Genomic DNA, 20,590 nt, shown 5'->3' on the forward strand with positions numbered 1-20,590 from the left:
CGCCAAGCGCGGATCGAAATGCTGTGCAGCGACGACGCCAGCAATGATTGAAGAACTCAGCGCCTGACGGCGAACCACCTACGGCGCTGTGTTTTTCAGACCTTGCTTCAGGTAATCAGAACTGCCTGTCTGCCTGATCATGATCATGATCATGATCATTGCTGCTTGGCAGCATTCGTCAGTGCGTCTTCAGCGCACGTTCGACGCTGATAGCAAGCGGCGTGGTTGGTCTCCCGATGAGTTCAGCCAAAGCGCGCTCGTTGCTGTAGAGCGCTCCCTGTGAAGCGCTGACGTCATAGGAAGCCAATGCTGCGGCGAGCTCCTTCGGCAAGCCGGCACCTTCGAGTGCGGCGGCGTAGTCGGCTTCCGGGAGGTTGCGATAAGGGATGTTCTTGCCGGTCTGCTTCGAGATTTCTGCCGCCAGATCGGTGAGCGTCCATGAGTTATCGCCGACCAGTTCATAGGTCGCGTTTTCATGGCCATCAGCAGTCAACACCACGGCGGCGGCTTCAGCCAGATCCTCGCGTGTCGCTGACGAAATCCGGCCTTCGCCTGCACTACCAAACAGCGCGCCGTTAGCCAGTGCCATACCAGCGAAACCGGTGTGGTTTTCTGTGTACCAACCATTGCGCAACAGCGTGTAGAAAAGTCCGGACGCCTTGAGGGCAGCCTCGGTTGCGCGGTGTTCGTCGGCAAGTTGCAACACGGACGAATCGGCGTGCAACACACTGGTGTAGACAATGCGCTGGATGCCCACCCTCTTCGCCGCCGCGATGACATTGGTGTGCTGCGCAGCACGTTGCCCGATTTCGCTGGAGGAGATCAACAGCAAGGTTCCCACTCCGGACAACGCCGCATCCAGCATCTCGGCCTTGGAATAGTCGAACGCCCTTGCCGCAACGCCCAGCCCTTCTGCCTGTTCCGGCTTGCGCGCCAGGGCAAGAATACTGCTCGCGGCAACTCGCTGCTTCAGGTGCTCAATGACGAGGCGGCCCAGTTGGCCGGTGGCTCCGGTAACGGCAATGCTCATGCGGTGACTCCTTGGTGAACGGAAGAGTTGAAGAAACAGCCATGAGCGAATATAAGAAATTAGATTACTTAAAGTAAGTACGTACAAAAAGGTAAGTGCATGAATACGAACGCGCCTTCGAAATCATCAGAAAAGCCGTCTGCAGTCCCATTGTCCGAACGATTGAGGCGCGGCGACGTGCTCGCGCCAGAGTGCCCGTCGCGTGAAATCCTGAGCCACCTGACAAGCCGCTGGGGTGTGCTGGTGCTGATTGCCCTGCTGCCTGGCACGCTGCGGTTCAGCCAGTTACGACGCAAGATCGGCGGGGTCAGCGAACGAATGCTGGCGCAGACGCTTCAGTTGTTGGAAGGCGATGGGATGGTGGCGCGTCACGCCTATGACGTCGTGCCGCCACATGTCGAATACACGCTGACGCCTATGGGGATGGAAGCCGCAGTACGGGTGCGCGAATTGGCCGATTGGGTGGAAACGCACTACGCAACCGTGCTGCGTCAGCAAGAGATGGCAGCCGTGGATAAAAGCTGAATGTCTTTCGCTTGAGAAGCGTTAAAGCCCGTCCATTTCACTCTCGTCGCAGAAGAGTATGGGGAGCAATGCCGAAGGTCTTGCGAAAAGCGTGGCTGAAATGAGAGAAGTCCGAGAAGCCGAAATCCAGCGCCGCCTGGGAAATGCTACGGACTTGACCACGCTCGATCGCGTCGCGGCTGGCGAACAACCGTGCCTTCCAGATTTCCGCGACCGGCGATTTCTGATGGCGGGCGAAAGCGCGCGTCACTGTGCGCGTGGAGACATGGTGAGCTTGAGCAATGCGCTCGAGTGAAAGATCCGCCTCGGTCAAATACTGGTGGATGTAATTCATGATCCGGCCATACAGGTCCAGCTCGTCATGCGTCTGCTTTAAATCCTGAAGCTCCAGGCTGACCACCAAGAGGTCGAGCAACGTGCTGGAATAACGACTGGACAGGCCTGGTTTTTGGAAGCCTGAAGCCATGCTTGCGGCCTGGCGCAACATTTCGCGTAACGGAATTACCCCTGGACGACGATCATCCAGAACCATGGCGGTGCACTCCGCTATGCCGGGCAGCCGCTGGCTGAGCAATTGTCGCGGAATGCGCACAAGGTGGTTATCGGTACCACCGAAGCTGAATCTGAAGGGCTGGGATGCGTCGTAAAGGAACAGATCGTCCGCCGCCAGCTTCGTCCGCCGGTCAGCCTGCTCCAGTTCGCCATAACCGCTGCGGGTAAAGCCCAACCACAAATCGTCATTCGGGTCGCTGCGCAGGTGCTGGGCGGTCCGCTCCCAATAATGCAAGGGTGCGGACAACGTGCAGATGTCCAATGCCCCCATGCCATGCACCTCCAGCGCCCCGTCGAAATCGCTCTGCGCCAGCAGTTTGCTGTCGGCGTCCAGGCAATGGTGACACACCACCTCCTTCCAGTAATCGAACCGTTGGGGCGCCGTGACGGCAAGCGTTGAATACTGACATGTCTGGCTCATTGCATGGACCTCGCGGCGGCGGTTCAACAAAAAAGCGTGGTAACGTTTTTTGCGAGCTCAGCAATTATCAGGCCATCTGCTCAGTCTCACGCCCAGCGCTTAGCCGCGCCGCGAGATCGCCCTCCGCACACTTGGCAGACAGTGCCTCCCCAGCACTTCCCCTGCAACTTTCCTGAGCATTTCGTCCCTTGTTTCACAAGCCCCGCACCATCACTGCGCATCGATGAGCTGGCCATTTACGGCTGTCCTTTTTAACCAAACGGTTGTCCATTCGAGCCAAGCACATCCCATCTCCCCTCGATAATTTTCACTCCATGCCGTGTCCCTCCCGACACCAATGACGAGGTGCCTCATGCAACGACGAGAACAGCAGCGACTGTCCGATTCGTCCTGGTTTTTACAGCGCTGGGACATGGCACCCGAAGAGTTCGCCAGTTACCTGGTGCAACTCGGGACCTTGGCGCTGCAACGCCGATGGCGTGGTCCTGATCGCAAAACAACAACATCCACTGGCCTGTAGAACAGCGAACCGTCCGTTTGAGACGGAAACTAAGGAGCCCCCCCCATGGAATCTGCAATCGATAAACATCTGAAATGTCCGCGGACTTTGTCGCGTCGCGTCCACGACGAATACCAGCCACCCTTCCCCATGTTTGTGGGACGGGCTGACGAAAACGTGAAGCAAGTCGTGATGGCTTACCTCGGGGTGCAATTTCGCGAAGAACAACGCGCCGCCGCCCTGCAAGCCATACGCTACATTGACGCCAGCTTCGCCCTCGCCGATGGCCCCGGGCATTACGACCTGACCTACCACCTCGACAATCAGGGGTATGGAAACTTCATCGCCGTGGGCTACTGGCGTGATCCCGTCGCCTATCACCGTTGGCTGCTTTCACCGCCGGTGGCGAATTGGTGGGGCGACGATGCGCGCCTGAGCGAGGGGCTGGGATATTTCCGCGAGGTCATGGCCCCGCGCGCCGAGCAGTTCGAAACGCTGTATGCCTTCAAAGACGATTTGCCAGGCGTCGGTGCGGTCATGGACGGCATCAGCGGCGAGATTGAAGAGCACGGCTACTGGGGTTCGGCGCGCGACCGCTTTGCCATCTCCCAGACCGACTGGATGCAGCCGACCAGTGAGCTGCAAGTCATTTCAGGCGATCCGGCCAAGGGCGGCAGGGTCGTCGTACGTGGCCACGACAACCTGACGCTGATCCGCTCCGGACAAGACTGGGTCGAAGCCGGCGAGGAAGAACGCGCGCTCTATTTCAACGAGATGCTGCCGCCCCTGCAAGACGGCATGAACTTCCTGCGTGACGAGGGGCAGGCGCTGGGCTGCTATAGCAACCGTTTCGTACGCAATATCGACCTCGATGGCAATCTCCTCGACATCGCCTATGACATCGGTCACTGGCGATCGCTCGACAAGCTGGAGCGCTGGGCAGAATCCCACCCCACTCACCTGCGCATTTTCACCACGTTCTTCCGCGTGATCGGCGGTCTTTCGAAGCTGCGGCTGTATCACGAGGTCTCGGTGGCGGATGGTAGCCAGCAACTGTTCGAGTACATCAACTGCCACCCGCAGACCGGGATGATGCGCGACGCACACGTGTCGCCCGCCTGACTCCATCGCTGACTCCACTTTTAGCCCTGCGCGTTGCCTGACTGGCGATAGCGGGGCTCTTTTTGCCCGAAAAAAGGATCTTCGATCATGAAACGGTTCCGCTACCTGGCGCTTGCAGCCCTGCTCCCCAGCCTTTCCTCCCACGCGCTCGAGGTCGATCCTGGCGACTACGAGCCGCTCCCCGTGGGCGCGACCATCGGCGTGGTCTACTACCAGCACGCCAGCACCGACAAAGCCTATTCCAACGGGCACAAGACCAGCTCCGATTTCAATCTGACGTCCGACGTCGGCATTTTGCGTCTGCTGCACGTCTACCAGTTGAGCGAGCGGCTGACCATCGAACCGCAATTCCTGTTGCCCTTCGGCCATATCTCGGGCGGTGGAGATGCGTCTGCGCTGGGCGACGCCAGCGGCATCGGCGACCTCATTCTTACTGCGCCACTCAAGTACCGTCTCAACGACGCCAACGACACCCTCGGTGCGACCGCTTACCTGTACGTGCCAACTGGCAACTACGACAAGGAAGACGCGCTCAACCTTGGCGAGAACCGTTGGAAATTCGATCTGCAGGCCGCTTACGTCAAGCACTTCACAGAAAAGTGGGCCATCGACCTCGTCGGTGACGCCATCTGGTACGGGGACAACAACGACTACGGCGCCAGCTCTGCCCGTCGCGAGCAGGACGTTTCCTATGGCGCCCAGTTGATGGGGCGCTACATGCCCGACGAGACAACGGCGCTGGCGATCGGCTTCGGCCACAGTTGGGGTGGGGAAAACCAGGTCGATGGTGTCAACCAGGACGACAGGATGGAAACCACCAACGTCCGCGTCACGGCGAGAAAGTTTCTGACCGCCAGGGACCAATTCCAGGTGCAACTTGGACGCGACCTTGCGGTGGAGAACGGCCCCAAAGAGGACTTTCGCATGAACCTGCGCTACGTCAGGGTTTTCTAGCCCCCTCCTCCGCGCAGCCCGTATCCAGCGTGCCAACCGGCTCATGAGATGCCCCTGATCTTAAACGGAGTAACCCGACAATGACCGACCAGCAACCCACCGCAGAACAACAACCCTCCCTCTACACCCGTCTTGGCGGTTATGACGCGATTTATCAGTTCGCAGGCGCCGTGTTGAGAAAAACCATGGGCCACCCCGCCATCGGCCACATCTGGGCCCATATGTCGGAATCGACGTTCCAGAAGGAACACATCAATTTTGTCGACTTCCTTTCCGAGCACTGGGGTGGCAGCGCCAAATACAGGGGCCGAGACATGGTCACCGCGCATCGCGGGATGGGGCTGACCGAGGTGCACTGGCAAGCGGTGCTCGATTGTCTGGAGGCCTGCTACGACGACTACGGCCTGGCCCCGGACCTGCGCAAGGAGGTCAATGACTTCCTCATCAAGTTCAAACCGGCGGTGATCGGCAGCCCCTCCTATCGGGATGTGGTACTCGCGCACCCGGAAATGGACCCGGCCAAAGGCATGAAGAGCGTCGGGGTTGTCTGGCCGAAACCCGGGAATTCGTTCCGAAAACCGACCACGGCCGAATCCGAAGACTGACACGCTCGGCAAAAACCGGCGCCACCGCAATACGGCGTCCCGCTCAACCAAGCGAATGTCCTTCTCAACCAAGCGCCGCTCAATGTGCGCAGATAGCTTGATACCAGCCCGGTCGCGACATCGCCAATCGTGCGCACCGTAACCGGGCTTCTCCGAGACGACGTTTGAACAGACATTGCCAACCCAGCAGGTTGGCACAGGACACAGGACACTCCATGGCCATCATCCGCCCGACGCTCGAACAAGTGCAGGATCTCGCCAGCCGCCTGCACATACAGTTGACTCCCGAGCAAGCCAGCGAATACCTGGCGCTCATGCAATCCAGTTTTGATGCCTACGATCTCGTCGATGAGTTGCCAGACTTCATCCCCCCGGTGTGCTACGAGCGCAGTGCCGGTTACCGCCCTTCAAGTACGGACAATCCGCTGAACGCCTGGTACTACAGAACCGAGGTAATGGGCGCCAGTTCGGGCAAGCTTGCCGGCAAGACGGTTGCGCTCAAGGACAATATCTCTCTGGCCGGTGTCCCGATGATGAACGGTGCCGCGCCACTGGAAGGATTCGTACCGTCGTTTGATGCCACTGTGGTGACACGTCTGCTCGACGCTGGCGCCACCATCCTCGGCAAAGCCACTTGTGAACATTACTGCCTCTCCGGTGGTAGCCATACCTCAGACCCAGCCCCTGTGCACAATCCTTATCGCCATGGATTCACCACCGGCGGCTCGTCTTCCGGCAGCGCAGCGCTGGTGGCGTCGGGTGAAGTCGACCTGGCTGTCGGTGGCGACCAGGGCGGCTCCATCCGCATTCCGGCAGCCTGGTGCGGCATTTACGGAATGAAGCCCACCTTCGGTCTGGTGCCCTATACCGGCGTCATGGCGATCGAGGCAACTTTCGACCATGTCGGCCCGATGACGAGTAACGTCCGCGATAACGCGCTGATGCTTGAAGTGATGGCTGGATCGGACGGACTCGACCCGCGCCAGAGCGCTCCCGAGGTCGATGCCTATAGCGATTATCTGGAACGAGGCGTGACCGGACTGCGGATCGGAATTCTCCAGGAAGGTTTCCAACTCGCTAACCAGGATCCGCGTATCGCAGAAAAGGTGCGCAGTGCTATCGCCCGGCTCGAGGCGTTGGGTGCGCGGGTCGAGGAAGTCTCGGTTCCCGAACACAACCTGGCGGGGGCATTGTGGAGCCCTATCGGCTGTGAAGGCCTGACCATGCAAATGATGCACGGCAACGGCGCGGGCTTTAACTGGAAAGGGCTTTACGACGTGGGCCTGCTGGACAAACAGGCCGGTTGGCGCGATCAGGCCGAAGCACTGTCACCGTCACTCAAGCTGTGCATGTTCGTGGGTCAGTTCGGTCTGGAGCGCTACCACGGTCGCTACTACGCCAAGGCCCAGAACATTGCACGCTTTGCCCGGGCCGCCTATGACCGGGCGCTGAATACCTATGACCTGCTCGTCATGCCGACCGTGCCGATCACCGCCCAGCCACTCCCTGAACCGGGCTCTTCCATCACCGAAACCGTCACGCGTGCGTTGGAGATGCTGGGCAATACCGCCGCTCAGGACATTACCGGGCACCCCGCCATGTCGATCCCTTGCGGCCTGGTGGACGGACTGCCTGTGGGGCTGATGCTTGTCGGAAAACATTATGCCGAAGGCACCCTCTATCAAGCGGCAGCGGCATTCGAGGCCTCTGTCGATTGGCGGACGTTGTAAACCGGCGCATCGCACTGAACGTGAGTAGCAAATTCAGAGGGGTCAATACATGAGCCATACGCACGAACATCATCACGATCACGATCACACCGAGCCCCCCGAGGCCATCGCCCTGCGTGTCAAGGCGCTCGAATCCCTGCTGATCGAAAAGGGTCTGGTCGACCCGACCGCCATGGATGCACTGGTGGACACTTACCAGCACAAGGTCGGCCCGCGCAACGGCGCTCAGGTGGTCGCCAAGGCCTGGTTCGATCCCGATTACAAAAAACGGCTGCTGGAAGATGCCACCGCGGCGATTGCCGAATTGGGTTTTTCCGGCGTGCAGGGCGAAGACATGGTGGTGGTGGAGAACACCGCGGCCGTGCACAACGTGACGGTCTGCACGCTGTGCTCCTGTTACCCCTGGCCAACCCTGGGTCTGCCCCCCGCCTGGTACAAATCCGCGCCCTATCGCTCACGGATAGTCATCGATCCACGCGGCGTACTGGCCGAATTCGGTTTGCTTGTTCCCGATGACAAGGAAGTGCGGGTCTGGGACAGCAGTGCCGAGTTGCGCTACCTGGTACTGCCGGAACGTCCGGCGGGCACAGACGGCTGGAGCGAGGAACGCCTGGTCGAGCTGGTGACGCGTGATGCCATGATCGGTACCGGCCTGGCCAAGACACCGGGCGACGCAGCCTGACCCCGTGAAGGAGAAAACCATGAACGGTGTACACGACTTAGGCGGTATGCACGGGTTCGGCCCGGTGCTCACCGAAGACAATGAACCGGTGTTCCATCACGACTGGGAACGCAGGATCTTTCCGCTGTTTGCCTCGCTCTTCGTCGGCGGCTACTTCAATGTCGACGAATTCCGCCATTGCATCGAACGCATGCAACCGGCGGAATACTTGCAGTCGAGTTACTACGAACACTGGCTGCACGCCTTCGAGACCTTGCTGCTGGAAAAAGGCGTGATCAGCGCTGGCGAACTGCAGGGCGCGGTCAAACCGACCTCGCCGACGCAGCAGCCAACGGTGCTCACACCAGACATCGTCGAGGCGGTGACTCTTGGCGGCGCTTCATCCAGGGCGAAAGAGCCCGTCGCCGGCCGCTTCCGGGTCGGTGACCGAGTACGGACGAAAAATTTCAATCCAACCACCCACACCCGACTGCCACGCTACGCGCGCGGCAAGGTCGGGACCATCGAGATTGCGCACGGTGCGTTTGCCACCCCGGACACCATGGCCCACGGTCTGGGCGAACAACCGCAACAGGTCTATGCCGTGCGCTTCAGTGCGACAGAACTGTGGGGCGTGGCGCGACCGGACAGTGTCTGCATTGATCTGTGGGACAACTATCTGGAGGCCGTATGAACGCCAGCAAGCTTCACATCCCGCCCATCACCGGGCTATCTCTGGACAATGAAGGCCCAGTGTTCGACCAACCCTGGCAGGCCCAGGCCTTTTCCCTGCTGCTACACCTGCACCAAACCGGTCTATTTCCCTGGAAGGACTGGGTGCAGACATTCAGCGATGAGATCAAGGCAAGCCCGGCGCAGCCCGGAGAAAGCATCAACGACGCTTACTACCGGCAGTGGATTGCGGCCATGGAAAGGATGGTTACCGCGCTCGGTTTGACCGCTTTCGAAGACATCACCCGGCGCACCGAGGAATGGCAGCAAGCCTACGTGAACACGCCCCATGGACAACCGGTCACGCTGCTTAATGCGAGTTGCCCACCGCCCCACGGACACGAGCACGAACACCTGCCACGGCGCGAGCCGGTAGCGATCAGCCGAGCCGCAAACTGAGACCGCAGTCATCCGTTTTTTACTGTCGAGGCCGCGAAGCGGCCAAGGAGCAATCGTCATGCATATCGAACCTGATCTGGTGGAAGCCGGAAAACTCTGGCTGAGCTATGTCACTGCCGCAGGTGTCGGCGCCTACACCGTCAAACTCGCTGCGCAAGCCATCGGTGAGCGTGGGGTCTTTTCGCTGCTGGCTCGGACTGTCACTGCCACGGCCCTGGTCTTCAGCTTCTTCGAGCTGCTGCCGCACTATCCGGTCGGTGTTTCCGAGGTGCATCTCATCCTGGGGTCAACGCTATTTCTGCTGCTTGGCGCTGCACCTGCTGCGGCGGGTCTCGCCCTGGGGCTGCTGATTCAGGGCCTGTTCTTCGCGCCATTCGACCTGCCGCAATATGGCATGAACGTCACCACGCTACTGGTACCGCTGTGCGCAGTCGCTGCCCTGGCCAAACGCATCATTGCGCCCGACACGCCGTATGTGGAACTGAGCTACAGACAAGCGCTGGGGCTGTCGACCGCCTTTCAGGCAGGCATTGTCGCCTGGGTGGCGTTCTGGGCTTTCTACGGAAAAGGCTTCACAGCCGAAAACGCCCTGTCGATTCTGACCTTTGGCAGTGCCTACATGACCGTGATCACCCTCGAACCGCTGCTGGACCTGGCCGTACTGGCCGCGGCCAAGGCCAGCCATCGTCTGCGGGGTAGTTCGCTGCTCGAACGCCGTCTGTACCAGGCCGCCTGAGTCGACGCACTCCAGTCCGCATCAGCCTGCCCCCGAGCATTCGAAGAGCGTAATGCTCGGGGTATCAACCGCAGGAGCCGCCCCGCGACTGCCGTAGCAGCCGCGAACGCTGAAGATGGCTTCCTATGGCTTACTGATCTTGAACCAGATGGAGTACATCGCCGGCAGGAACACCAGCGTCACGATGGTTCCGACGAACGTGCCGCCGATCAGTGTGTAAGCCAGCGTGCCCCAGAACACCGAGTGCGTCAGTGGAATGAACGCGAGGATGGCCGCCAGCGCAGTCAGCAGTACCGGGCGAGCACGCTGTACCGTGGCTTCGATCACGGCGTGAAACGGATCAAGCCCTTCTTGCGCGTTGTGATGGATTTGTCCGATCAGGATCAGTGTATTGCGCATCAGAATCCCCGACAGGGCGATCAACCCGACCAAGGCGTTGATACCGAACGGCTGCTGGAAGAGCAGCAGTGTCGGCACCACACCAATCAGCCCGAGTGGCGAGGTGAGGAACACCATGATCATTGCCGATACCGAGCGCACCTGCAGAATGATGATCAGCAGTGTGACGGCGATCATGATCGGCAGCAGTGGCAAGATCGCTTGGCCGGCCTTGCCCGACTCCTCGATCGCCCCCGATTGCTCGATACGATAACCCTCCGGGAGCGTGTCGATGACCGGCTGCAGCGCCTTCGTGATAACACTTGAAACGTCCGGAGGCTGCAAGCCTTCGGCAATGTCGCCCCGTACAGTAATGGTCGGCGTGCGGTCACGACGCCGCAGGACGGGATCCTCCATGCGCACATCCACTGTCCCCACTTGCGACAGCGGAATCCGCTGGCCCGCCGTGCCTACCAGCGTAAAGCCTTGAATTTTTGCAGGGTCGAGCCGGATGTCCCCCGCCGCTCGCCCGGTCACTTGTACCGAACGGATGTCCTCACGAACGGCCGTGATCGGTACCCCGGCAAGCAGAAACTGCAACTGCTGCGCGACCGCACTGGAGGTCAGCCCCACCGCCTGCAAGCGGTCCTGATCCAGGGTGAAATGCAGCGCGGGTGTCAGCGGTCCCCAGTCACTATTGACGGTTCGCATCAAGGGGCTCGCCTGCATCACCGTCTGCACCTGAGCGGCAATCTCACGCAATGTCGAGGGATCGGGCCCCATCACCCGGTAAGCGACAGGAAACGGTGAATACGGACCAAACACCAACTGCGTCACCCTGACCCGCGCTTCTGGAGCCAGCCCTTCGGCGACGGCCTCGCGCAGACGGAGCTTGAGGACTTCCCGTGCCTCCTGACTCTGCGTCAACACCACAATCTTCGCGAAAGACGGATCAGGCAGTTCCGGCGCCATGGCCAGGTAGAAACGCGGCGCACCCTGTCCGATATAGGCCGTGACGATTTTTGCTTCAGGCTGCTTTTGCAGCCAAGCCTCGACTTTGGCGGTGGTGATACTCGTCTGCTCGATGGAGGTTCCATAGGGCATTTGCACTTCAATCAACACTTCGGGACGGTCCGAGGTGGGGAAGAACTGCTTCTTGACCAGGCTCATGCCGACAACGGCCAGGACAAACGTCGCGATCACAGTACCGGCGACCAGCCATTTGCGGGCAATGACGCGCGTCAAGATCCGGCGGAAGCGGTTGTAATTGGGCGTGTTGTAAATGGCCGCGTGACCACCTTCGACCTGTTTGATGTCCGGCAACAGCTTCACGCCCAGATAGGGGGTAAAGGCCACCGCAACCACCCATGAGGCAATCAGGGCAATGCCTACGATCCAGAACATGTTGCTGGTGTACTCGCCAGCGGTCGATTGCGCGAAGCCGTTAGGCAGAAAGCCGATAGCGGTCACCAGCGTGCCGGAAAGCATCGGTGCGGCAGTGTGACTCCAGGCATACGCGGACGCTTTGATGCGGTCGTAGCCCTCCTCCATTTTCACCACCATCATCTCGATCGCAATGATGGCGTCGTCCACCAGCAGTCCAAGCGCCAGGATCAGCGACCCCAAGGTGATCCGGTCAAAGTTCTTGCCCGTTGCCGCCATCACCACAAACACCACGGCGAGCGTCAGTGGCACCGCTGCGGCCACGACAATACCGACGTGCCAGCCCATGCTGAGAAAGCACACCAGCATCACCACCAGCAAGGCGACGAAGAACTTGATCATGAACTCGTCGACGGCTGAACTGATATTCACCGACTGATCGGTGACCTTGCTGAGTGTCATGCCCAGTGGCATGCCTTCGTTGATCCGGGTGGTCTCCACGTCCAGTGCCTTGCCCAGGTCCAGGCCGTTCCAGCCCTCGCGCATCACCACACCCAATAACAGCGCTTCCTCACCATTGTTACGCACAAGGAAGGTGGCCGGATCTTCGTAACCCCGCTCGACCGTCGCAACGTCCGAGAGCTTCAAGGTACGTCCCTGAATCGCCAGCGGTGTGTCACGAATCTTCTGCAATTTGTCGAAGGCGCCGTCGAGGCGCAGGAAGACTTCTGGCCCCTTGGTTTCAATCGAGCCGGCTGGCGTCAGCACGTTCTGATTGTTCAGCGCGGCAAAAATATCCTGCGGGGTCACCCCCAGCGTGGCCAGCCGCTCATGGGAGAAGGAGACAAAAATGCGCTCGCTCTGCTCACCTATGATGTTGACCTTCTTCACGCCTGGCACATGCAACAGGCGCTGGCGCAGCGATTCGGCATCACGTACCAGCAGTCGCTGCGGCTCGCCTTTGGCTTTCAAGGCAAACAACGCAAAGGTCACATCCGCAAACTCATCGTTGACCATCGGGCCAATCACGCCGGCCGGTAGCTTGATCGACTCATCGTCGAGTTTTTTGCGCGCCTGGTAGAACTCCTCCTGCACTTGGGAGGGCGGTGTACGATCAAGCAGTGTCACCACGGTGAAGGCCAGACCCGGACGAGTGTAGGTTTCCGTGCGGTCGTACCATTTCAACTCTTGCAGGCGTTTTTCCAGCGGCTCGGCGACCTGGTCCTGCATTTCCTGCGCGGTCGCGCCCGGCCACGCCGTGATGACCGTCAGCTGCTTGACCGTAAACGGCGGGTCCTCCGCGCGCCCGAGCTGGAAAAACGCGAGGATCCCGGCAACACCGATCAGGAAGATCAGGAACACCGTGATCGAACGCTCGCGAACGGCGAGCGCCGAAAGATTGAAACGCCCCTGGCTCATGGACGGCTCCCGGCAACCTGGACGTCAGCCTGTTGAGCCAGTCTCACCTCCTCCCCCTCGCGCAGAAGATGTGCGCCTAAAGCGACAACTTGCTCACCGACCTTGAGTTCACCGTCGACACGCGCAATGTCATCGCTCACGCCCAACATCCGCACAGGCCGCCAGTTCACCTTGGCCGGGTTGCCAGCAATCACCCAGAGGCCGGGGCCTTTGCCTGGGTCATAAACCGCCGCCAGCGGCACTTGCAACACCTGTGCATTTGCGCGGCTGCCAGCGATCTGCAGCGTAACGGTCGAACCCAACGGCGCATTGGCCAGCGCGCCCTCCAGCACATACCGCGCCTCAAAGGTGCGCGTCATGCGATCGGCCGAATCAGACAGCAGCCGCAGCCTGGCTGTCACGGCACCCGAGGTGTTGCCATAAAGTGTGGCCTGCGCGGTCGAACCTGCCGCCGGACGTAGCGTCTCGGGCAGGTGCACGATGGCTTCGCGCTGCCCTGCCCGCGCCAGTCGAACCACGGCTTGCCCGGGGCTCACCACTTGTCCTGGCTCGGCCAGCGTCTCCACCACCACGCCATCGGAATCAGCAAGCAACAGCGTATAACCGGACGCATTGCGAGCGACGTCAGCCTGCGCTTGCGCCGCGCTCAACTGAGCTTTGGCGGTATCTGCGGCGGCTTTGATCTGATCGTAGGCCGAGGCCGAGATGGCACCGGCGGCGACCAGATCACGATACCGGGCCTCGTCATCCGCCGTCTGTATGGCTCGCGCCCGGGCGGCCATGACCGACTCTTGCTGCGCCCGCGCCTGCAGCCCGAGATCAATCGGGTCGAGGCGCATCAGTGGCTGACCTCGTTTGACCGTCTGGCCTGTGTCAACCAGGCGCTCGAGTATTTTGCCCGAGACCCGAAAACCAAGGTCAGCCTCGACGCGGGCGATCACGACCCCCGTGAAAGCACGTGAAGCCTCGGACGCCGCCGAAACCGCAGCGGACCTCACCAACGGGGCATGCGTACGGGGATCGTCAACGACGGATGAGTCGCCACACGCCGACAGGACGAGCGGCAACAGACAAACGGCAATCGGTACAGCTAGAGGCCGGCGCATAGGTTCCGTTACTCAAGAATAGGACATGCCGGCATTTTCATTAAGGTGACCAATAATGTCAACGGTCACACATTTTCAGTGGGTGGCGCATTCGAACAAGATATCATTGACCTTAAATCCGTGACCGTAATTTAATATGGTCACTTATCATCTTCGTCGCAGGTACCTCAATGCCTCCTGTTCGCCCTATCACGCTTTTGGTGGCCGCCAGTTTGATGGCAGGCTGTGCGGTCGGTCCCGACTATCAACGGCCTGCCCTCGCGCTTCCCGATCGTTACCTGAGTCAGCCAGCAGCCGAACAGACGCCGGCAACGGCGCCGGCCCGGCTGGTCAACTGGTGGGAGAGTTTTAACGATCCCGTGTTGACCGGTTTCGTCACCCAGGCGCTGGAACAGAACCTCGATCTGGCACAAGCAGCGGCGCGGGTCACACAGGCACGGGCAGGATTGGGGGCCGCCAATGCCGCTCTGTTGCCCTCCGGGAGCATTGATGGCCAGGCCGCACGCGCCTATCAATCCGTCGAAACGCCGCTCGGCCAGGTGTTGAACTCAACGCCTGGCTATGATCGCTACGGAAGTTCCTACGAGCTCAACCTCAATGCCGGCTGGGAGATTGATGTCTTTGGCGGGTTGAGACGCGAGCGCGAAGCCGCACTCGCCGAATACCAGGCCTCCGAGGCGGGCGCGACCGCCACACGCCTGGCCATTGCAGCGCAGACGGCCGATATCTACATCACCCTCCGTGGGTTGCAGGCGCGACTGGAGATTGCCAACCGTCAAGTCGAAACCCAGCAGGGACTGCTGGAGAAAGTCCGCCTGCTCTACGGCAAGGGCCTCGCTGCCCGCTATCAGGTTCAACAGACTGAGGGCGCGCTGGCGCAAGTCCAGGCGAGCGTGCCAGTGCTGCAGACCGGCCTGGATGCCGCCATGAATGCGCTGGACGTGATGCTCGGCACCCCGCCGGGGACTCACCGCACGCAACTGGCCGGTACAGCGAGCATTCCTGTTGTGCCGCCGATAAACGCTTCGGGAACGCCGGCCGATCTGCTGCGTCGCCGGCCGGATCTGATCGTCGCCGAGCGCCGCCTGGCAGCCTCCAATGCACGCATCGGCGTGGCGATTGCCGAGTATTACCCGAAACTTTCGCTCAGCGCATTGCTCGGTAGCGCCACGGCTGTTTCCGGCGGCAACCTGTTCACTGGCGGCGCCAGTCAGTCGGCGGCGGTCCTTGGGTTGCGCTGGAGACTTTTTGACGTAGGCCGGATAAACGCGCAGATCGATCAGGCCAAAGGACAGGAAGCCGAAGCGCTGGCCGCTTATCGTCAGTCGGTGTTACGCGCCACTGAGGATGTCGAGAATGCCTTCTCCGCCCTGGTGAACCGCAACCTCCAGGCCACCACGCTCGCGGGAGGCGAGGCTTCTCTGACCCAGGCTCGCCAAGCGTCTTTTATTGCCTATGGAAAAGGCACCGCGAGCCTGATTGATGTGCTCCACGCCGACGAAACATTGCTCCAGGCTTCCGATGCCCGTGCGCAAGCGCGGACAGAATCGGCGCGGGCTGCGGTTGCGGCATTCAAAGCGCTCGGCGGCGGCTGGCAAGTTCCCGAAACCCTGCCTGTTGCGTCGCGATGAAGCTCGCCAGCTTTGCAAAGAATTTGGCTCGACAGTACGCAGCAAAAGGTCGATCGCGGTTTTGACGTGGGCCACGCCACGGCGTTTTCATCAGAGCCTGATGGCCAAAGTCATGGGGGTTTGACCTACAAAAAAGGGCCAACCTCTCTGCGAGAATCGGCCCGATCAACATGCCCTTGCGCGTGAGGGTCGGGAGGCAGCACGCACTCCCGCCCCCACATTGTGAGTACAGTCCTCAGCTAAAAACGGTAGCTGACAGACGTACCGAGCCCGCTCGCACTGTTCTTGTACCTGGCGCTGTAGGCACCTCTGGATGGCGAGCTGTCGTTGACCTTCACGCTCTCCTCCCAGAGGTAGGAATAAGCGAAGTCGATGGTGACATTTTCCACCGGCGTCCAGCCCGCACCGAAGCTGATAACCTTTCGATCGCCCGTAGGAATACGGGGGCCGCGATTGGTATTGTTGGCGGGTGATTGATCTACCGAAAACCCGCTACGCAACACCCACTGGCTATTCAATTGATAAGCGGTACCGATGGCGTGTGCCCACGTGTCATGCCAGTTCTGCTCTTCGCTGATCGTCCCCAATTGACCGCTCAGCAACGGCGGCAGGCCGCTGTTTTCGATCGTCAGCTCCTTGAAGCGACTCCAGCGCGTCCAGGTGCTACCGACATAGAGCGTCCAGTCGTTATTGAATTGATGCGTGGCCGAAAAATCCACCGACTCCGGCGTATCCACATCCAGCGATGCGTCATAACTGCGGCCGCTGACGCCCAGCACGCTGAAGATGCCATCGGTGACCTTGGTTTTCGCATCCAGGTGGTAACTGACTTTGGAGTGATAAGTCAGCCCCAGGCGGGTCTGATCTGTCGCCTGCACCAGCACACCGGCGTTGAAGCCCAGCGCGGTGTCATCACCCGTGCTTTTGAGCTTGCCGTCATTGCGCCCCGGGGTTAATGGATTGGGCACCATGCCCGATATCTCTCCACCGATACGGTTGATGGTCGGACCGAAACCGATCGAGACTTTTTCGTTAAAGGCGTAGCTGATGGTCGGTTGGAAAGTCAGCGTGGTGACTTCGCTCTTGTTGGCGTAATAGCGTCCGGCAAACCCACTGCCGTAGTCGGTGATCAACCCGAAAGGTACATAAAATCCGACGCCGAATGCCCAGTGCTCATCGATGGGTTTGACGTAATAGCCCATCGGTACGGTGGTCGTGGGCACCATGTCGCCGTCTTCGTTGCCAGCGAACGTACTGCGAGTCCGGCTGATATCGGACTTGGCGAACAATGTCGCCGCCCCCACGCTGACCTGCTCTTGTTTAAGTCGCGCCATGCCCGCCGGGTTGCCGTAGATCGTACTGGCGTCTTCGGCCGATGAAGATCGCCCGGCAAACCCGGACCCCATCCCGCTGATGCTTTGTTCGTTGAGTGCAAAGCCACCGGCCAGCACATTCGAAGACGCAAGCACGACGGCCAGGCCCACGGGGCTCTTGAGCATTATTCTTTTCATTGTTGGGACTCTATGGAGATCACTGGAATAGAACATCGAACTACAGCGAAGCCATATTATCCATGTGACCAATTCAGTCAATGGTCACGAAGAGCAAAATGTTGCGCCCTCCCGGCACTCATTGGCCGGGAACGGAAAACGTCATGTGGGGGATGTGGTTTTGACTCGAATCGACTGACAGATTTGACCAGCGACAGTCAGGGCATGAGGCTGCGCAGGATGAGGTTGGAGGTCAGCGTGGGCGCTTGCTCGATGAAATCCAGATTGTGCTGCAACAGCAAGGGGTTGACGAAAGGTCGCAGCGCCAGATCGATCGCCTCGACAGTCTCGTCCAGTGGAGTCTTGCGCTCGAACTCCCCCGCTTCTCGTCCTTGCCGCACGATGTCGACAATAAAGTCTTTGATCAGTGCTTCATACACCTGGGCACTGTGCCAACGCTCCGAAGCGGAAAACGCCGCGATGTCATAAAGCTTGCGGTCGTTGAAGAACAGGTTCACACCCGTGGCAATGACGGTTTTTACCAATCTGCGCAAACGCTCGGTCGCCGAAAGAGATTCTTCGTTAACGGCCTGCTCAACCGCTGCAACGATTTGCCCCAGACAATTGGCGCAAATGGCCTCGCCAATCGCCTGTTTCGAGTCAAAAAACTTATAGATGTACGCCTTGGAAAAACCGATGGCCTTGGCCAGGTCGGAAACCGTGGTTTTCGCATAGCCATACTGGCTGAAGTGCTCATTGGCCGCGGCGACAATCTGGTCACGAATGTCGTGCTCGGCCGGGCCACGAGTGTTTGGCGAGGAGGCAGATATTGATAGCTGATTCATGACAGCAGCTTACTCATCCTATGGCGGGCTGACAACTTGTGACCACACAGGAATAAGGTCACAAGTCTGGCGATTTCAGATGAGGCCAGCCGTTACATCTGCTTGCCGTTACGCGCAGTGATCGCCACGGTAGTCGGCGAATCAGCCAGGGGAACAAAGCGTCGGGTTGAACCATCCAGCGCATCGATGCACCCCGCCTCGATGTCGTAGACCCATCCGTGCAGATTCATGCGCCCTTGCTCGAGCGCGAGGGCCACGGAGGGGTGCGTGCGCAGGTTCGCCAGTTGCGCGATCACATTTTCCCGAACCAGACCATCGAGCTTCGCGCGCGGTGTGTCGAATTCATGCGCCGCGTTGATCGCTTTCGCAGCGTCCGCGTGACGCAGCCAATTGGCGACCGCAGGAAGATGATCCAGACAGGTGCAGCGCGATATCGCGCCCATCGCTCCGCAGTCCGAGTGCCCGCAGATCACAATGTCCTGTACGCCGAGCACGGCGACTGCATATTCGACGGTAGCCGACACGCCACCGGGTTCGGGACCGTACGACGGCACAATGTTGCCGGCGTTGCGGATCACGAATAGTTCACCGGGTTCGCGCTGTGTAAGAAGCTCAGGCACCACACGACTGTCCGAGCAAGTAACGAATAACGCCTTCGGATTTTGTGAGGTCGCGAGTTGCTTGAACAGCTCGACACGTTGCGGATACACCTCACGCTGAAAGCGCAGAAAGCCGTCGATAATGTCACGCATGAAGTTCTCCAAATCCTGATGCCGGATGCTTGCAAAAGTACTCGATATGAAAGGGTCGTGGGTGTTTTCAGCGCTGCAATAGCCGCTTCGTCATCACCATCGACGTCTGCAACGACTGCCCCGTGCGCTGCAGTTTGTTCAACAGACTCGCCCCCAACCAGAGTTGGTACAGGGTTTCTGCCAGTTGCCGAGCGTCAGTCTGCGGCAAACTTTTATCCAGCTGCCCTTCTTCCAGGCACGTCGTGATGCGCGCAACGATGCGCTCGGCGCCGTCGCGCAAGGTCAGGCGCATCGACTCGGACAGGTCGGCGACTTCCGCGCTCAACTTCACCACCAGGCATTCATCGCCATGGCCTTCCAGGGTGCAGCGGTTCTGCCAGCCCTGCCAGTAATCCATCAGCCGTTCATAGGCACTGAGGCCAGGCAGGGTCAGGCGCCGCTCCATATCTGCCAGGTAGCCGACAAAGTAATCCTCCAGCAGCGCCTGGCCGTAGAGTTCCTTGGATTTGAAGTAGTGATAGAACGAGCCCTTGGGCACACCGGCGGTCTGCAGGATCTCGCTCAGGCCAACGCTGGTGAAGCCCTTTTCGGCCATCATGCGGTGGCCGGTGTCGAGCAGGTGTTGGCGGGTATCGTCGTAGGTCGGTTTCATGGGGCGCAAAATACCAAACATTAGACCAGTCGTATATTTCTGATGAGCAGGAGTTTGCCACAGTGATGACTTGGAAACACGGGCGTAAAAATTTACTAGACGACCGGTCTAATATGAATCTATTCTGTGCCCGTCACTCCTTCCGAGGTGTCGCAGACGAACCCGTCGAGGACACCAGACCAATACAGGGCGCTCTATGAAAATCTTGATGGTTCTGACTTCCCACGATCAGCTTGGCAACACCGGCAAGAAAACCGGCTTCTGGCTCGAAGAGTTCGCGGCCCCCTACTACGCCTTCAAGGATGCTGGCGCGCAGATCACTCTGGTATCGCCAGCCGGCGGCCAGCCACCGCTCGATCCGAAAAGCGATGAGCCCGATGCGCAAACCGCTGAAACCGACCGCTTCCGCAAGGACCCTGCTGCTCAGCTGGCACTGGCCAATACCGGGCGCCTGGCGGATGTCAGCGCTGAGGATTTCGATGCCGTGTTCTACCCGGGTGGCCACGGCCCGCTGTGGGATTTGGCCGAAGACAAGCACTCGATCGCCTTGATCGAAGCCTTCGACCGCAGCCACAAACCTCACGGTTTCGTCTGCCATGCGCCGGGCGTTCTGCGTCACGTGGTGGCTGCCGATGGCAAACCGTTGATTCAAGGCCGGGACGTCACCGGTTTCACCAACGCTGAAGAAGCCGCTGTAGGCCTGACCGATGTCGTGCCGTTCTTGATCGAAGACGAATTCCAGCGTCTCGGCGGTCGCTACTCCAAGGTCGCTGACTGGCAGGTTCACGTGGTGACCGATGGCCAACTGGTGACGGGTCAAAACCCTGCCAGCTCGGCAGCCGTCGCCGAAAAACTGCTGAAACTGTTGGCCTGAGCCCTCCAGCGTCCAGACACCGTGCGCATCCCGCACGGTGTTTTTTTACCGCATTACTAGTCGACTGGTCTAATAAGGCCAAAACAGGAATCAC

Annotated in this window: 19 protein-coding genes; 11 read left to right on the plus strand and 8 right to left on the minus strand. The window is 59.8% G+C overall.

What is annotated here, in order from left to right; all coding sequences use genetic code 11:
- Window positions 1–178: 178 nt before the first annotated feature.
- Complete coding sequence (locus ACOYXG_RS13100; protein ID WP_285374174.1) at window positions 179–1,030, minus strand: SDR family oxidoreductase; 852 nt, start codon at window positions 1,028–1,030, stop codon at window positions 179–181.
- A 99-nt stretch (window positions 1,031–1,129) separates the two neighbouring features.
- Here ACOYXG_RS13100 and ACOYXG_RS13105 point away from each other — a divergent pair, with 99 nt between their 5' ends.
- On the plus strand, window positions 1,130–1,555 hold the full coding sequence (locus tag ACOYXG_RS13105; protein WP_285374175.1) for a winged helix-turn-helix transcriptional regulator: 426 nt from the start codon (window positions 1,130–1,132) through the stop codon (window positions 1,553–1,555).
- A 37-nt stretch (window positions 1,556–1,592) separates the two neighbouring features.
- Here ACOYXG_RS13105 and ACOYXG_RS13110 read toward each other — a convergent pair whose 3' ends face one another.
- Window positions 1,593–2,528, minus strand: a complete 936-nt coding sequence (locus ACOYXG_RS13110; RefSeq protein WP_027611804.1) for an AraC-like ligand-binding domain-containing protein — start codon at window positions 2,526–2,528, stop codon at window positions 1,593–1,595.
- A gap of 565 nt (window positions 2,529–3,093) precedes the next feature.
- Between ACOYXG_RS13110 and oxdA the strand changes: the two genes are divergently transcribed.
- The 8 genes from oxdA (at window position 3,094) to ACOYXG_RS13150 (ending at window position 9,966) form a co-directional block, all read left to right on the plus strand.
- Window positions 3,094–4,149, plus strand: a complete 1,056-nt coding sequence (gene oxdA / locus ACOYXG_RS13115; protein WP_097089776.1) for an aliphatic aldoxime dehydratase — start codon at window positions 3,094–3,096, stop codon at window positions 4,147–4,149.
- Window positions 4,150–4,236: 87 nt separating this feature from the next.
- A complete protein-coding gene (locus ACOYXG_RS13120; protein WP_460358254.1) occupies window positions 4,237–5,103 on the plus strand; it encodes a transporter in 867 nt (288 codons plus the stop codon).
- A gap of 80 nt (window positions 5,104–5,183) precedes the next feature.
- Window positions 5,184–5,708: a group I truncated hemoglobin gene (locus ACOYXG_RS13125; protein ID WP_027611801.1), complete on the plus strand. Its 525-nt coding sequence runs from the start codon at window positions 5,184–5,186 to the stop codon at window positions 5,706–5,708.
- A gap of 215 nt (window positions 5,709–5,923) precedes the next feature.
- On the plus strand, window positions 5,924–7,438 hold the full coding sequence (locus tag ACOYXG_RS13130; protein WP_027611800.1) for an amidase: 1,515 nt from the start codon (window positions 5,924–5,926) through the stop codon (window positions 7,436–7,438).
- A gap of 49 nt (window positions 7,439–7,487) precedes the next feature.
- A complete protein-coding gene (gene nthA / locus ACOYXG_RS13135; protein WP_027611799.1) occupies window positions 7,488–8,120 on the plus strand; it encodes a nitrile hydratase subunit alpha in 633 nt (210 codons plus the stop codon).
- Between the two features lie 19 nt (window positions 8,121–8,139).
- On the plus strand, window positions 8,140–8,793 hold the full coding sequence (gene nthB, locus ACOYXG_RS13140; RefSeq protein ID WP_096796026.1) for a nitrile hydratase subunit beta: 654 nt from the start codon (window positions 8,140–8,142) through the stop codon (window positions 8,791–8,793).
- Window positions 8,790–9,230, plus strand: a complete 441-nt coding sequence (locus ACOYXG_RS13145; RefSeq protein ID WP_097089786.1) for a nitrile hydratase accessory protein — start codon at window positions 8,790–8,792, stop codon at window positions 9,228–9,230. The genes nthB and ACOYXG_RS13145 overlap by 4 nt, the downstream gene beginning before the upstream one ends.
- Window positions 9,231–9,288: 58 nt before the next feature.
- On the plus strand, window positions 9,289–9,966 hold the full coding sequence (locus ACOYXG_RS13150) for an energy-coupling factor ABC transporter permease (protein WP_103367102.1): 678 nt from the start codon (window positions 9,289–9,291) through the stop codon (window positions 9,964–9,966).
- 123 nt (window positions 9,967–10,089) lie between these two features.
- Here ACOYXG_RS13150 and ACOYXG_RS13155 read toward each other — a convergent pair whose 3' ends face one another.
- Entirely contained in the window at window positions 10,090–13,146 is a 3,057-nt protein-coding gene (locus ACOYXG_RS13155; RefSeq protein WP_460358260.1) for an efflux RND transporter permease subunit, read from the minus strand.
- Window positions 13,143–14,252 (minus strand): efflux RND transporter periplasmic adaptor subunit, encoded by a 1,110-nt coding sequence (locus tag ACOYXG_RS13160; protein WP_460358263.1) that lies wholly within the window; start codon window positions 14,250–14,252, stop codon window positions 13,143–13,145. The genes ACOYXG_RS13155 and ACOYXG_RS13160 overlap by 4 nt, the downstream gene beginning before the upstream one ends.
- Window positions 14,253–14,422: 170 nt before the next feature.
- Here ACOYXG_RS13160 and ACOYXG_RS13165 point away from each other — a divergent pair, with 170 nt between their 5' ends.
- Entirely contained in the window at window positions 14,423–15,883 is a 1,461-nt protein-coding gene (locus ACOYXG_RS13165; protein WP_460358265.1) for an efflux transporter outer membrane subunit, read from the plus strand.
- A gap of 239 nt (window positions 15,884–16,122) precedes the next feature.
- Here ACOYXG_RS13165 and ACOYXG_RS13170 read toward each other — a convergent pair whose 3' ends face one another.
- The 4 genes from ACOYXG_RS13170 to ACOYXG_RS13185 all read right to left on the minus strand — a co-directional run bounded on the left by ACOYXG_RS13170 (window position 16,123) and on the right by ACOYXG_RS13185 (window position 19,622).
- Entirely contained in the window at window positions 16,123–17,394 is a 1,272-nt protein-coding gene (locus ACOYXG_RS13170) for an OmpP1/FadL family transporter (protein ID WP_460358268.1), read from the minus strand.
- Between the two features lie 197 nt (window positions 17,395–17,591).
- On the minus strand, window positions 17,592–18,218 hold the full coding sequence (locus ACOYXG_RS13175; RefSeq protein ID WP_096796019.1) for a TetR/AcrR family transcriptional regulator: 627 nt from the start codon (window positions 18,216–18,218) through the stop codon (window positions 17,592–17,594).
- A gap of 92 nt (window positions 18,219–18,310) precedes the next feature.
- Window positions 18,311–18,970 carry a carbonic anhydrase gene (locus tag ACOYXG_RS13180; protein ID WP_027611791.1) on the minus strand — a complete coding sequence of 220 codons (660 nt, stop codon included), beginning with the start codon at window positions 18,968–18,970 and terminating at the stop codon, window positions 18,311–18,313.
- A gap of 67 nt (window positions 18,971–19,037) precedes the next feature.
- Entirely contained in the window at window positions 19,038–19,622 is a 585-nt protein-coding gene (locus ACOYXG_RS13185) for a TetR/AcrR family transcriptional regulator (RefSeq protein WP_097089858.1), read from the minus strand.
- A 196-nt stretch (window positions 19,623–19,818) separates the two neighbouring features.
- Here ACOYXG_RS13185 and ACOYXG_RS13190 point away from each other — a divergent pair, with 196 nt between their 5' ends.
- Entirely contained in the window at window positions 19,819–20,496 is a 678-nt protein-coding gene (locus ACOYXG_RS13190; RefSeq protein WP_460358272.1) for a type 1 glutamine amidotransferase domain-containing protein, read from the plus strand.
- The last annotated feature ends 94 nt before the right edge of the window (window positions 20,497–20,590 follow it).

Source organism: Pseudomonas sp. G3-39, assembly GCF_054790485.1.